Annotated in this window: 11 protein-coding genes and 2 pseudogenes; 4 read left to right on the forward strand and 9 right to left on the reverse strand. The window is 63.5% G+C overall.

All coding sequences use genetic code 11. The features are described 5' to 3' along the window. Positions 1 to 73: 73 nt before the first annotated feature. Positions 74 to 955 (forward strand): ABC transporter substrate-binding protein, encoded by an 882-nt coding sequence (locus QWY80_RS11975; protein WP_435389366.1) that lies wholly within the window; start codon positions 74 to 76, stop codon positions 953 to 955. 12 nt (positions 956 to 967) lie between these two features. On the opposite strand, the gene fhuF is transcribed toward QWY80_RS11975, so the two are convergent. The 6 genes from fhuF to QWY80_RS12005 form a co-directional block, all read right to left on the reverse strand. Next, positions 968 to 1,747 (reverse strand): siderophore-iron reductase FhuF, encoded by a 780-nt coding sequence (fhuF, locus tag QWY80_RS11980; RefSeq protein WP_290231760.1) that lies wholly within the window; start codon positions 1,745 to 1,747, stop codon positions 968 to 970. A 31-nt stretch (positions 1,748 to 1,778) separates the two neighbouring features. Then, the gene (gene fhuB, locus QWY80_RS11985) at positions 1,779 to 3,764 is read right to left on the reverse strand and encodes a Fe(3+)-hydroxamate ABC transporter permease FhuB (protein ID WP_290231763.1); all 1,986 of its coding nucleotides are present in this window, start codon (positions 3,762 to 3,764) and stop codon (positions 1,779 to 1,781) included. Positions 3,765 to 3,912: 148 nt separating this feature from the next. Continuing rightward, positions 3,913 to 4,845, reverse strand: a complete 933-nt coding sequence (locus tag QWY80_RS11990; RefSeq protein WP_290231765.1) for an ABC transporter substrate-binding protein — start codon at positions 4,843 to 4,845, stop codon at positions 3,913 to 3,915. 89 nt (positions 4,846 to 4,934) lie between these two features. Beyond that, positions 4,935 to 7,382: a TonB-dependent siderophore receptor gene (locus QWY80_RS11995; protein ID WP_290231766.1), complete on the reverse strand. Its 2,448-nt coding sequence runs from the start codon at positions 7,380 to 7,382 to the stop codon at positions 4,935 to 4,937. A 63-nt stretch (positions 7,383 to 7,445) separates the two neighbouring features. Next, positions 7,446 to 8,429 carry a FecR domain-containing protein gene (locus QWY80_RS12000; protein WP_290231769.1) on the reverse strand — a complete coding sequence of 328 codons (984 nt, stop codon included), beginning with the start codon at positions 8,427 to 8,429 and terminating at the stop codon, positions 7,446 to 7,448. Then, entirely contained in the window at positions 8,426 to 8,950 is a 525-nt protein-coding gene (locus QWY80_RS12005; protein WP_290231771.1) for a sigma-70 family RNA polymerase sigma factor, read from the reverse strand. The genes QWY80_RS12000 and QWY80_RS12005 overlap by 4 nt, the downstream gene beginning before the upstream one ends. A gap of 385 nt (positions 8,951 to 9,335) precedes the next feature. On the opposite strand from QWY80_RS12005, the gene QWY80_RS12010 reads away from it, so the two are divergent. The 3 genes and pseudogenes from QWY80_RS12010 to QWY80_RS12020 form a co-directional block, all read left to right on the forward strand. Then, a complete protein-coding gene (locus QWY80_RS12010) occupies positions 9,336 to 9,737 on the forward strand; it encodes a hypothetical protein (protein ID WP_290231772.1) in 402 nt (133 codons plus the stop codon). 75 nt (positions 9,738 to 9,812) lie between these two features. Next, positions 9,813 to 10,580, forward strand: coding sequence for an ABC transporter ATP-binding protein (locus QWY80_RS12015; protein WP_290231775.1), 768 nt, complete (start codon positions 9,813 to 9,815; stop codon positions 10,578 to 10,580). A gap of 44 nt (positions 10,581 to 10,624) precedes the next feature. After that, positions 10,625 to 10,876: pseudogene (locus QWY80_RS12020) on the forward strand (iron chelate uptake ABC transporter family permease subunit); the annotation flags it as partial. On the opposite strand, the pseudogene QWY80_RS19420 reads toward QWY80_RS12020, so the two are convergent. The 3 genes and pseudogenes from QWY80_RS19420 to QWY80_RS12030 form a co-directional block, all read right to left on the reverse strand. Further along, positions 10,781 to 11,137: pseudogene (locus tag QWY80_RS19420) on the reverse strand (ATP-binding protein); the annotation flags it as partial. The pseudogenes QWY80_RS12020 and QWY80_RS19420 sit on opposite strands and share 96 nt — an antisense overlap. A gap of 86 nt (positions 11,138 to 11,223) precedes the next feature. Beyond that, complete coding sequence (locus QWY80_RS12025; protein WP_290231776.1) at positions 11,224 to 11,835, reverse strand: superoxide dismutase; 612 nt, start codon at positions 11,833 to 11,835, stop codon at positions 11,224 to 11,226. Positions 11,836 to 12,032: 197 nt separating this feature from the next. Beyond that, on the reverse strand, positions 12,033 to 12,770 hold a 738-nt coding region (locus QWY80_RS12030), incomplete at its 5' end, for an electron transfer flavoprotein subunit alpha/FixB family protein (RefSeq protein WP_290231778.1).

The following is a 12,770-nucleotide window of genomic DNA, read 5'->3' on the forward strand; positions in this document are numbered from 1 at the left end:
CATCGCGTTGTTGATACGCATTCTTGTCTCGGCTACCTTACGGTCCCCCGCCCGCGACCCCACGGAGTTCGACTTGAACGCTTCTCGCCACTGCCATCGCCGCCGCTTCGCCGGATGGCTGCTCGGCCTGCTGACCGGACTGTTCAGTGCCACCGGCCTCGCCGGCACGCCGCGCCTCGCCACCCTCGACTGGACCCTGGCCGAGACCCTGGTGGCGCTCGACGCCCCCCCCGTCGCCGTCGCCCAGGTCGCCGACTATCACGGCTGGGTCGGCGAGCCACGGCTGCCGGACGCGACGGTCGACCTGGGATTGCGTTCGCAGCCCAATCTGGAGCGCCTCGCCGAACTGTCGCCCGAGCGCATCCTGATCTCGCCGATGTTCGCCGCCCTGGCCCCGCGCCTGGAGCGCATCGCCCCGGTGGAGACCCTGGCGCTCTACACGCCCGAGGGCGATACCTGGGCCCAGATGCTCGATCTGACCCGGGAGCTCGGCGAGCTCGTCGAGCGTCCCGAGGCGGCAGACACCTTGATCGACACCACCGAGGCAGAGCTTGCCTCGCTGCGTGACCGGCTGCCGGAGCAGACGCGGCCCCTGCTGATCGTGCAGTTCATGGATGCCCGGCATGTGCGGGTCTTCGGCGCCAACGGCCTCTTCCAGGCGGTGCTGGATCGCCTGGGGCTGGAGAACGCCTGGCGGGGCGACACCAACTACTGGGGCTTCGCACTGGTCGGCGTGGAGGAGTTGCTCGGCCTGGAGGCCCGCCTGGTGGTGGTCGAACCCTATCCGGAAGGCGTCGAGGAGAAGCTCGCCGCCAGCGGCCTGTGGCAGCGCCAGCCCAGTGTCGAGAATGGCAGCCTGATCACCCTGCCCCCGACCTGGAGCTTCGGCGCCCTGCCCTCGGCGAGTCGCTTCGCCGAGTTGCTGGTGGCGGCGTTGCCCCCTGGCCGGGAATGACGGTGCCCATGATCAGCGCTGGCGCTTGACTGGGCGATTCTCCGGCTCCAGCGGACAGCCGCCGCACAGCGGTTCATCGGGCAGGCGATACTTGAGACAGCAAAGCCGTCGCACCCTCGCCGGCCTCTCGGCGCCCACGTCGAGATAGCGCACCGGCTGATAGAGCGGATTGCGACGACCATCCGGCAGGGCGCGAAGTTCGAGAAAGCGCAGCAACGGCTCGCCGGCACCCGGAAACTCGGGATGTTGCGAGCAGGTGCGCCCGGCATACTCGACGTAGTGGCCTAGATTGCTCCAGAACACCTTGGGCGAAAGCCCCGACAACGAGGCCAACGTCTCGATGAAAGGCTCGCAGAGCGCATCGAACAGCATCGCGAAACGCTCATGATCGGCTCGAGACGCCAGGGGGCGACCACCATGGCATAGCCACAGCCTCACCACCTCGCCTCGCTCGCCCAATTCGAGACGCAGCCGCTCCGGCCGCACGGGTAGATCCACGCCGAGCAGCAGATTGGCCGTCAGGGTCGGAATCGCCACCAGGCTGAAGAGATACTTCGACCAGATCGAGATGGCCGCCTTGCGGTCGGCCCCCTCACCGAGGCTTGCCGTAAAGCGCCACAGCGGCTCACTCAGCGCATCGCGATCGAGCAGCGCGCTACCCGTCAGCGACGCGGCATCCGGCCGGCCGAAGCTCGGCGCCTTCAGGCCGTCGAGGGGAGGCTCGCGGTAGAACGCCAGCAGCGACTCGGCCACTTCATCCGAGCGAGCGGGGAGCGCCTCCATGTCCGTCATGGGGAATCTCCTGTCCAATCGACGAATGCCGCTACAGTCGCCGCAGTCCCCACATGAAGTAGGCACCGCCGATCAGTGAGGCGACCAGGCCGGCGGGAATCTCATAAGGGAAGATGACCTGACGGCCCGCCCAGTCGGCCAGCACCATCAGCAACATGCCCACCAGCGCCGCTCCCAGAAGGTGATGGCGCGCCCGGGAGAGTCCCAGCAGCCGCGCCATATGCGGCGCCAGCAGCCCCACGAAGGACAGCGGCCCCACCACCAGGGTGGCGCAGGCGGTGAGCAAGGCCACCAGCAACAGCAACACCAGTCGCGCCCCGTTTAGCCGGATGCCCAGCGCCCGGGCAGTGGGCGCTCCCAGCGGCAGGATATCGAGCCAGCGGGTGAAGGGCTGCGTGGCCAGAGCCAGCGCCGCCGCCAGGACGCCCACCACCAGCGCGCTGGTGAGATCCACATAATAGGTGGAGCCTGCAAGCCAGGCGATGACCTGCTGCCCACGGGGATCACCGCCGGCCAGCATCACGCTGCGCACCGCGTCGAACAGTGCGCTGACCGCCACACCGGTGAGCAGCAGGCGCTCCGGCACGAAGCCGCTACGGCGATTGAGAGCCACCAGAATCAGCAAGGTAACGAAGGCACCCAGCGTGCCGATGCCCACCAGCACGCCGCTCGTCGGCGCCGGAAGCAGGAAGATCCCTAGAATCAAGGCAATGGCGCAGCCGCCGCTGATACCCAGCACCTCGGGGCTGGCCATGGGATTGGCGGAAAGGCGCTGCAGTAGCGTGCCGGCCACCGCTAACATCAGCCCGCTGGCCGCCGCGGCCACGACGCGTGGCACGCGCCACTGCATCAGGCTCCAATTATCCGGCGACAGCCAATGCCAGCCGTTCACTCCCTGCCCCAGCAGCAGCCCCAGCGCTGCCGCCAGCAGCAGGCCGATGGCCAGGCGTATGAGCAGATGTCCCGGCGCGGGATACCGGTTGCCTAACGCCGCAGCCGGCTGTGGCGCACGATCGCCCTGCAGCCTGAGACGCGGGATAAGCCACATCAGCAGTGGCGCCCCCAAGGCGCCTGTGACCGCACCGGTGGGGATCAGCGTCGGCAGCACGCCGCTGAAGTGCTGCAGTAACAGGTCGGTGCTGGCCAGCAGGACCGCTCCCAGAAGCGTGCCCCACACCAGCCGCTCCCCCAGGCGCCGCGCACCGGCCAGACGCACGATATTGGGCGCCGCCAGCCCGATGAACCCGATGATGCCTACCACGCTGACGATGCTGCCGGTGATGAAGACCGCCAAGGCCAACCCGGCGAAGCGCAGGTATTTGAGCGATACCCCCAGGCTCTTGGCGCTGGCGTCATCCAGCTCCAGCACATTCATGGGGCGCAGCAGGAACCAGGCCGCCATGGCGCCGATGGCCAGGCGTGGCGCCAGGATCGCGGCGCCGTCCCAGCCGTTCTGGGCCAGCGAGCCGGCCCCCCAGATCAGCAGGCCCGACAGCGCCTCATGGTTGAACAGCAACAGCGCCGTGGACAGAGCGCCCAGATAGAGGTTGACCACCAAGCCGGCCAGCACCACTACGATGGGCGCCAGGCCACGCCGCCAGGCCAGCGCGAAGACAAGCCCGACCGCCAGGCCACCGCCGGCCAGCGCCACCCATTCACGTCCCAGTGTCAGCAGCCCCGGCGCCAGGAGCGTCGCCGCCATCAGCGCCAGGTTGGCCCCCGAGGCCACGCCCAGCGTGGTAGGCGCCGCGAGGGGATTGCGCAGCACCTGCTGCATCAACACACCGGCCAGTGCCAGCCCCGCACCGGACAGCAAGGCGACGGTCAGCCTCGGCCACCAAGTGTAGTGAAGCAGCAACTCGCTGACCTCCTCCAGGGATGGCGAGACCAGCGCCTTGACGCCCAGCGCCACCCCCCCCTGGGCCTGCAGCCCAAGCCAGAACAGCACCACCAGCGGCAGGCTGAGCAGCCAGCAGGTCATCGCCGGTGAACCACGCCGCAGCGCATACCCTGTCATACCCACCGCCCCTGCCGCCGCCGCGGTGCTGTCTCCTGCCGTACCCTACCGTCGATCATGCTTGTTTCCCTTGTGCCTCGCTGGCGCATCCGCGAGACAGATATTAAATGAAAATCGTTATTGATTAAACCGAGTTCCTCACCTGCCTTCATCGACGGCTCAGGGGCCGAGCGTCATCGGCCGATAGGACCTCGACCAGCGATTCCGCAAAGCGCATGGCCGAGGGTATCGCACCAAAGACCCAAAAGTTGGCATCAAGCAAGGTAGTGTTGCCTGTCTGAACGCTAGGCAACAGGCTCCACAATTCACTTTTCATAACATCTTCCTGAACGGCCCTTCTGCTGGACAAGTGGGAGGTATCAACGACAACAAAATATGCATGTATTTTGAATAAATCATCAATACTGATGACTGAAAACCCCCATCGATTGGTTGGACCATCCCAGGCATTATCTAGATCGATTCGATCGATCACTGTTCCCGGTAGGCTATTGTGGCCATAAACCCTGACATGCCGCTCGTCAAGGAATTGAATGATTAACAATGGATCCGGAAAGGCACTGATGGTTTCTCGCAGGTTGCTCATATGCTCATCGGCTTGAGAAATCAATTGGAAAGCTTCTTGCTCCCTTCCCGCAAACAGGCCAACTTCCTTGGTGAACTCCACCATTCTGTCCCAGCCCATCAATGAACTCTCACGGTAAGGCGAGAGCTGTTCTACAGGGGCTATTTTCGACAAACCCTCCTCTAAACGAGTGTATTGCGGCGGGGATAGCACACCCTTTACATCCATTGAAAAAATAAGTTCCTTGTTTGGGTAGGGGTTGATTCCTATGTTCACAAGACTGGAAGGAGTTGAGCCTTCTCCAAGCCAGCTCCGATAGTTGTTCTCTCCTCCCATGGCGACCAGCAGGTCAGAAAATTCGAAAAGCGTTTCGGCGATCGCGAAATCAAGGGTTACGATGTAGCCTTCCTCCCTGTCTTTCTGCCCCAGCACGGGGGACGAACTTAAGGAAGCGGCTGCTATCAAGACAAGCAGCAAGACTCTTTGTTTTAGCATGATCGGTAGGCTGTAAATCATTTTGAACGCCTGGGCAGGATAGTGAGCCTTGACAAGGGTCGCAATGAAATAAACCAGTGCGGAAGGCCAATCCGCACTGGCTTCGACGCTTAGTATTGGTAGCGCATCGTCAGCATGAAATTGCGTGGTTCGCCATAATAGTTGTTGCGAGTCCTGGCTCTCAGTGTTGCAAAGTAATCTTTATCTGTCAGGTTGTTCCCCATCAGGGAAAAGTCTAGATTGCGATTGAGGCGGTAGCCAATCAAACCCGAAAATACGGTATATCCACCTTGTTCCCAGCGCGTATCGCCGGCTTCCGCGAAGATGCTGCTGACATAGTTGAGTCCCGCTCCGACTCTCCATCCCTGATCAGGGTTATCGGAGAAGCGATAGCGTGCCCATAGCTTGACATCATGCTCTGGGGTATCGGTAGAAAATGAACGGCCTGCTTGTTCAGGGTCGTTTACGAACTCTGTCTGTGTATAGGCATAGCCTGCCGAAATATCCCAGCGAGGCAGTGGGCTACCGCTAACCTCCATCTCGAAGCCTTCACTCTCGACTTTCCCTTCGGCAAGGGAGAAGCCAGGGTTGGCCGGGTCGGCAATGGCGCGGTTCTGATCGGTAATGCGGAAGACTGCCGCATGCCAGTTGACCGCCCCGTTCGAGTGCTCACCTTTCAGGCCCAGCTCGAGCTGCTCACCGGCACGTGGCTCGAGGAAATCGCCATTGACGGCCTGTGAGCTCTGAGGCTTAAAAATCTCGGTGTAGCTGGCATATGTCGAGATTTGATCGTTTATGTCATAAATCAAGCCTGTATAGGGCGTGAACTCACTGTCAATTTCGAAGCTATTGGATGGATTCAGTCGGTCCTTGGTTTCCCACCAGCTCACACGGCCGCCCGCAATAAACGTCGTGCTATCAAGGATGGAAAGCCTGAGCTGACTGTAGAGGCCTGTTTCTTCAGTCCTGGTATTGGTGGTTTCGTTAATATCGAATGTGGGCTTTGGCGTATCGGGGTCAGGGTTGGCCAGATTGCGCTGTATAAATTGAGGGTCACCGGATCCCCAGGAAAATTGGTTTTTGGTGACCCTGTGACTGGCGCCAACCATCAGGTCATGGGTGTTCCCAAAAAGATCAAACGGGATGGAAAGTGTTGCGTCGACAAAGCTGTCTTCACGAGGGTTAAGGGTGCGCCATTGCCAAATGGTAATATCATCCTTACTGGATACGGGAAAGGTGACCCCCGCGCTACTTTGTTGAGCATCGGCTTCACGCTCGATATGGTTTGCGAGGAGACGCAGGTTTCCTCCACTATCGAACCGGTGTTCCAGCTCAGCAAAATAACGCTCGATGCTCTCATCTTTAACATCCCAGAGTGAGCCATGGAAGTTTGAACGATCAATATCCAACAACCGACCATCGGCAAGCTGCGGGAGGCCCATATCCGGTCTGGACTCACCGGATTGGGCCATGATGCCGACGGATGCGGTGGTACTCGGAGTGATGTCGTACTCCAAGGTGCCGTATCCTACGGTGTTTTCGATATAGACATGATCCTTGAAATGGTTTCTATCATCATGCACACCGACGAAGCGACCGCGGAGCCTGCCGGATTCATCCAGCGCCCCAGTGACATCGATCTCACCACGGTAGGTGTCCCAGGAACCATATGTCAGGGCCGCTTGGAAGCCGAACTCCTCCCGCGCGCGCTTGCGCACCAGGTTGACGGTTCCACTGGGTTCGCCCGAACCCTGCAGTAGCCCCGCCGGGCCGCGCAAGACTTCCACGCGATCCAGCACCGCTGTATCGAACATGGTATCGGTAACGCCGATCGCGCTTGCGACGGGGCTCCCATCGAGTAACAAGGTATCTATGTCGTACCCCCGTGACCTGAAAGTCGATGCGGTGGGGCCGAAATTCCTCGTTGCGATACCCGTGGTTTGCCTCATGACGTCATCCAGCGTCGTCATGTTCTGGTCATTCATGCGCTCGCGAGTGATGACGCTAACGGACTGGGGTGTCTCGCTAAGTGACAGCTCCTGTTTACCGATCGTGACCCGGTTCGAGGTGTAAGAATCACTTCCTTCAGTAACGCTCCCCCTATAGCGGTCTGCCGCCACCTCTATAGTGGATAACTCGATGTCGTTTGGCACCTCCTCCAACCGATAGCTGCCATCGGCACGGCGCACTGCCGCAAGGCCGGTGCCGGCCAGCAGGCGGCTCAGGCCTTCCTCTACACCGTAGCGGCCCTGAAGGCCGACGGTCTGCTTGTCGGCCGTCAGCGAGGCGTCGAAGGCAATCTCGATCCCGGCGGTAACGGCGAAGCGGTTGAGCGCTGAATCCAGGCGCCCCGCCTCGATAACGTAACTGTGCAATTGCTGGGCAACAACGTCCTGCTCCGCTTGCGCCAGGGCCGTCGCAGGCAGTCCTCCGGCCAGGCTGCCGGCCAGCAGGCTGCATTGGATGGCTCGCGCCAGGGGAGTGCGCATGAAGCGTGATTGCGCTTTCTGTGTCGTCATGAAGGTTCCCGTTGAACGATGCGTTTTGTGTGTCTGCATCTCCTCTTCCGAACGAGAATGGGAATCCCTCAATCGTCCACGAAGCTTTTTCGGCTTCCTGCTTCAGCTATCGCTGCGAGGCCGAATGGTGACCCATAGCGGCGTGCGGTAGACCACCTGAAGCGACAGGGCATCGGCGAGGCTGGCCAACGCCCGGTCGGTATCCTGCAGCGAGAACACCCCACTCACCCGCAAGTCCGCCACCTCGGGCGCGTAGCGCACCACCCCGTGGCGGTAGCGCGCAAGCGCCTGGGCGAAATCGGCAACGCGCATGCGCTCGGCCACCAGCCGGCCTTGAAAACGGGCCAAACCGGCAGGATCCAGCGGTTCCGATGACGACATCCGATCCGCACTCATGGCCGCCTGCTGGCCGGCATCGAGCATCACCCGTTCGACGCTTCCCCGCCGCTCGAGCGCCACCCGCCCTTCATACACGGCCACCCGCGTGCTCTCGGCATGCAGATGCACGCTGAACCGTGTGCCGAGCGGATAGGAAGCGCCTTGCCGCGTCATGACGACGAGCGGACGCTCATCCGGCGCCTTCGCCGTGATGGTCAGCAGCTCGCCACGCATGAGCCGAATCCTGCGCTGCGTCGCATCGAAACGCACGTCGATGGCGGTATCGCTCCCCAGCCGCAGTTGGGTGCCATCGCTCAAGGTCAGGTCGCGCATCTCACCGATGCCGGTGGCATGGTCAGCGAACTGTCGCTGCCACTGAGGGGTGCGTGGCAGCCCAAGGCCCAGACCGCCCAGCAGCACGGCGAGGCCGCCCCACTGCAGCAGGCCACGCCGCGACAGCCCACGCCCCGTTTCGAACAGCTCGCTGCGGGCGGCGTGACGCGGTAACGCACCCAGTTGACCATCGAGCGCCTGCAGCTCCTGCCAGGCACGCTCATGCTCCGGCGATGCTTGCCGCCAGAGCTGGCAGGCCCGATGATCGGACTCGCTGGCATCGTCGCTCCATAACCGGGCCATCCACAAACTGGCCTGCTCGACGATGGCAGGATCGATCGGCTCCCCGAAAGCTGAAGTGGCATGGCGGTTCATGGCGGGGACTCGTGCATGGCACGATGGCAGACCAACAGCGCCCGGGCGATGTACTTCTCCACCGAGGAAACCGAGACCCCCAGCACCTCGGCGATCTCTCGATAGCTCAAGCCGTCCAGCCGGCACATCAGGAATGCCCGGCGCGGTTTGTCGGGCAACTGATGCAGTAGTGCATCGATCTCGACCAGCGCCTCGACAATGAGGGCACGCTCCTCGGGCGACGGGGCCTGGAGTTCGGGCAGAAGGCTCAGGGTTTCCAGATAGGCGGCCTCGATACGCCGGCGGCGATAGAGATCGATCACCAATCCCTTCGCGATCTGCGTCAGGTAGCGGCGCGACTGCTCCGGAGCCGGCGTCGCACCACGGCGCAACACGCGAAGGTAGGTGTCGTGGGCCAGGTCCGCGGCAGTATGAGAGCAGCCCAGCCGGACGCTCAGCCAGCGTCTCAGCCAACCGTGATGCTCACTGTATAGAGTATCGAAGGCCGCCTGCCGTGAACGCGGTTCCTTGAGAGAGACCATGGCCCACCGTCATCGCTTGTTCTCACCGCTCCGGATGGCGGCACTTACGACCAAGAAATTAAATGATAATACATCTCAATTCAATATAGTCCGACCAGAGACGGTACCCCATCGGGGCCCTGCCCTCGCCCCCGCCTCGGACTCGGCAATCTGTCGACAGGACTTGCCCTGCAGTTGATAGGCATGCGCCCTTCGTCGCCGTCGAGACAAAGCGGCCGCTTGAGCAGGCGCGAGCATCCGGCGCCAGGTCGTTGGCGATTTCACCACAGCCCAGACCACCGACATGACGCTAGGGCGATCCCGGCTCACCGCCCCTCTGCGTTTGACATCTTGGGTGTCATCATCAAAAATGCAAATATATCTCATTTAGGTTTAAGGTGTTCGCATGACCACCGAGCGCTCCCAGCTTTACTACACCTGCGTGTTCCTGCACGTCTCCTTCCAGGCCATCCAGCGTTCGGTGGAAGCCTCATCCCGCAGCGACAACACCCCCTGCTGGCTAGACGGCCAACTCCTGCAAATGCTTTCCAACGAGCTATGGCGCTGTCGGCAGGGAGCGGCCCCCTTCCGGGAGGTCACCCAAGCCCTGGACATGGCCACCTATCACTGTGGCCTGCTGATGGCGCAGTGCCCCGCCGCAGTCAATCGCCGTCTCTGCACGCACCACCTGAGCGCCATCATGACCTCGCTCAAGGAAGCCACGGCGCGACTCTCCGGCAAGACTGCCCCGTCCACGGCGGACCGTCCTTCTCCGGGGCGACGGCTGCGCAGCTGGCTGTGGCGATAAGTGACGTCAGGCTGGATATAATCAGCGATTCTCGTTTACCTTATGAGAATCGATTCCCCAAGCAAGGAACCCAGCATGTTCGAGGTCAAGGGCGCCACCTTCGAGGTCAACGGCACCTGCCTGCTCCAGCCAGTGGAGCACCGCTTCGAGGAAGGCAAGGTCTATGGCTTGATCGGCCACAATGGGTCGGGAAAATCGACCCTGATCAAGCTGCTTGCCCAGCAGCAGCCGGCCAGCCGTGGCGAGGTCCGACTCGATGACCGCCCCTTGCCCGATTGGGGGCAGCGCGAATTCGCCCGACGCGTCGCCTACCTGCCCCAGCACCTGCCCAGCGCCGAGAACCTCACCGGACGCGAGCTGGTCGACTTCGGCCGCTACCCCTGGCGGGGCCTGCTGGGGCGCCATACCCGGAAGGACGAGGCCGCCGTCGAGCGTGCCATCGCCCTCACCCACACCGAGGCCTATGCCGACCGCCTGGTGGATACCCTCTCCGGCGGCGAGCGCCAGCGGGTGTGGCTGGCCATGCTGCTGGCCCAGGAGAGCCGCTTCCTGCTGCTCGACGAGCCGCTGGCCGCCCTGGACATCGCCCACCAGATGGAGGTACTGGCGCTGGTACGCCGGCTATGCCACGAGTTGGGCCTGGGGGTGATCATCGTGCTGCACGATATCAACATGGCCTCGCGCTATTGCGACCGCCTGCTGGCGCTGCACAGCGGCCGGGTCCTGGCGCACGGCGCCCCCGAGGAGATGATGACGGACGACACCCTGGAGGCCATCTACGGCCTGCCCATGCGGGTCATCCCCCACCCCAGCGGCGAACACCGCATCGCCGTGGCGTGCTGACGGCACCCCCGGCGTCCTGCCCGGGGCGGCCATACCCGCATGAGCTCGACGAACTGCTGCTGCACTACGCCTGGTGGCCCCGCTTGGCGGTGGCGCTGCTGGCCGGGGCCGGCCTGGCCCTGGCCGGGGTGTTGATGCAGCAGGTGCTGCGCAACCCCCTGGCGGCCCCTACCACCCTGGGGGTGGCCGTCGGGGCCAACCTGGCGTTGATGGCGGCGACCCTGATGGCGCCGGGGCTGCTGGCACTGGGTCGCGAGTGGGTGGCCCTGGCGGGCGGCGGACTGGCGGTGGCGATCGGCCTCGAGCTGGGGCCCCAGCTGCCACAGCGAGGCCTCGATGTCGGCTATCTCGCGGTCCAGCCCCTGCAGGCGGGCGAGGGCTTGCTGCAGCGGTTCCAGACGCATCGATTGGCGCATCCGGGCGATCCACTCCCGCGCCTTGGTGTTGCGAATGCGGGTCACCGGCAGTTCGACGCCGTCCTCCTCGAAGATCGCCGCCAGCATGGTCTTGAGGGTGTCCATCTTGCCCTCCTTGGCGTGCACTGCCGAGACCAGCTCAGAGCCGGGGCCTCCCACAAACGCGATCGCCGCGGCCCGGAGGCCACGGCGATCTGCATCGATACGCCTGGTCGGCGATCAGTGGTTCAGGCGGTGGCGGCCTGGTAGCGGCGCTCCACCTCTTCCCAGTTGATCACGTTGAAGAAGGCGGCGATGTAGTCCGGACGCTTGTTCTGGAACTTCAGGTAGTAGGCATGCTCCCACACGTCCAGGCCCAGTACCGGGGTGTTGCCCTGGGAGATGGGGCTGTCCTGGTTGAGGGAGTTCTCCACCACCAGCTTCTTCTCCGGGGTGACGGAGAGCCAGGCCCAGCCGCTGCCGAAGCGACCCAGGGCGGCCTTGGTGAAGGCGTCCTTGAAGGCCTCGAAGCCACCCAGTTCGCTGTCGATGGCCTGGGCCACCTTGCCCTGGGGCTGACCGCCGCCGTTGGGCGACATCATCTGCCAGAACATGGTGTGGTTGGAGTGGCCGCCACCGTTGTTGATGACCGCCTGACGCTTCTCCTCCGGCACGCGATCCAGGCTGGCGAGCAGCTCGTCCACCGGCACCTCCTCGAGGCCGGTCCCTTCCAGGGCGGCATTGAGGTTGTTGACGTAGGTCTGGTGGTGCCTGGAGTGGTGGATCTCCATGGTCAAGGCGTCGATGTGCGGTTCCAGCGCGTCGTAGGCATACGGGAGTTCGGGCAGGGTATGCGGCATAATCACTCCTCCTTAGTCGATTGCCAGGGAAAGCATTCCTCAACTGCACCCACCATAATGACAGATCCGGCGCCTCACGGCTAATAGCAATCGCCACGGAATCATATCTAGCGCCGACAAATCCCTGCGGTGGGACAGTCACTTACGACGACGGGCCGCCCACAGGGGGCGGCCCGTCACAGGGTGCGCGGCGGCGCTCAGAGCTTGCTCTCCAGCTCCGGCAGGGCCTGGAAGAGGTCGGCCACTAACCCGTAATCGGCGACCTGGAAGATCGGCGCTTCCTCGTCCTTGTTGATCGCCACGATCACCTTGGAGTCCTTCATCCCCGCCAGGTGCTGGATGGCCCCGCTGATGCCCACGGCGATGTAGAGGTCGGGGGCGACGATCTTGCCGGTCTGGCCCACCTGCATGTCATTGGGCACGAAGCCGGCGTCCACCGCGGCGCGCGAGGCGCCGATGGCCGCGCCCAGCTTGTCGGCGATGCCCTCCAGCAGTTGGAAGTTCTCGCCGCTGCCCATGCCGCGGCCACCGGAGATCACCACCTTGGCCGAGCCCAGCTCGGGGCGGTCGCTCTCGGCCAGCTGCTCCTCGACGAAGCGGGACTGGGCGTTGTCGGCGACGAACTCCACCGCCTCGACGCTGGCGCTGCCGCCTTCGCCGACCGCCTCGAAGGCGGTGGCGCGCACGGTGATCACCTTGAGGGTGTCCTCGCTCTGCACGGTGGCGATGGCGTTGCCGGCGTAGATCGGCCGCTTGAAGGTGTCGGCGCTCTCCACGGCGATGATCTCGGAGAGCTGGCTGACGTCCTTGAGCGCGGCCAGCCGCGGCAGGACGTTCTTGCCGGTGGTGGAGGCCGCCGCCAGCACATGGCCGTAGTCGCCGGCCAGCTCACTGAGCAGCGCCGCGGTGGGCTCGGCCAGCAGGTGGGCGTAGGC

Origin of the sequence: Halomonas ramblicola, from assembly GCF_030409215.1 — a bacterium.
GTDB lineage: Bacteria > Pseudomonadota > Gammaproteobacteria > Pseudomonadales > Halomonadaceae > Halomonas > Halomonas ramblicola.

Coding starts and splice junctions, on each gene's coding strand:
- fhuF (WP_290231760.1), bottom strand. CDS start 1,747: ATGACGGACATGGAGGCGCTCCCCGCTCGCTCGGATGAAGTGGCCGAG.
- fhuB (WP_290231763.1), bottom strand. CDS start 3,764: ATGACAGGGTATGCGCTGCGGCGTGGTTCACCGGCGATGACCTGCTGG.
- QWY80_RS11990 (WP_290231765.1), bottom strand. CDS start 4,845: ATGATTTACAGCCTACCGATCATGCTAAAACAAAGAGTCTTGCTGCTT.
- QWY80_RS11995 (WP_290231766.1), bottom strand. CDS start 7,382: ATGCAGACACACAAAACGCATCGTTCAACGGGAACCTTCATGACGACA.
- QWY80_RS12000 (WP_290231769.1), bottom strand. CDS start 8,429: ATGAACCGCCATGCCACTTCAGCTTTCGGGGAGCCGATCGATCCTGCC.
- QWY80_RS12005 (WP_290231771.1), bottom strand. CDS start 8,950: ATGGTCTCTCTCAAGGAACCGCGTTCACGGCAGGCGGCCTTCGATACT.
- QWY80_RS12010 (WP_290231772.1), top strand. CDS start 9,336: ATGACCACCGAGCGCTCCCAGCTTTACTACACCTGCGTGTTCCTGCAC.
- QWY80_RS12015 (WP_290231775.1), top strand. CDS start 9,813: ATGTTCGAGGTCAAGGGCGCCACCTTCGAGGTCAACGGCACCTGCCTG.
- QWY80_RS12025 (WP_290231776.1), bottom strand. CDS start 11,835: ATGCCGCATACCCTGCCCGAACTCCCGTATGCCTACGACGCGCTGGAA.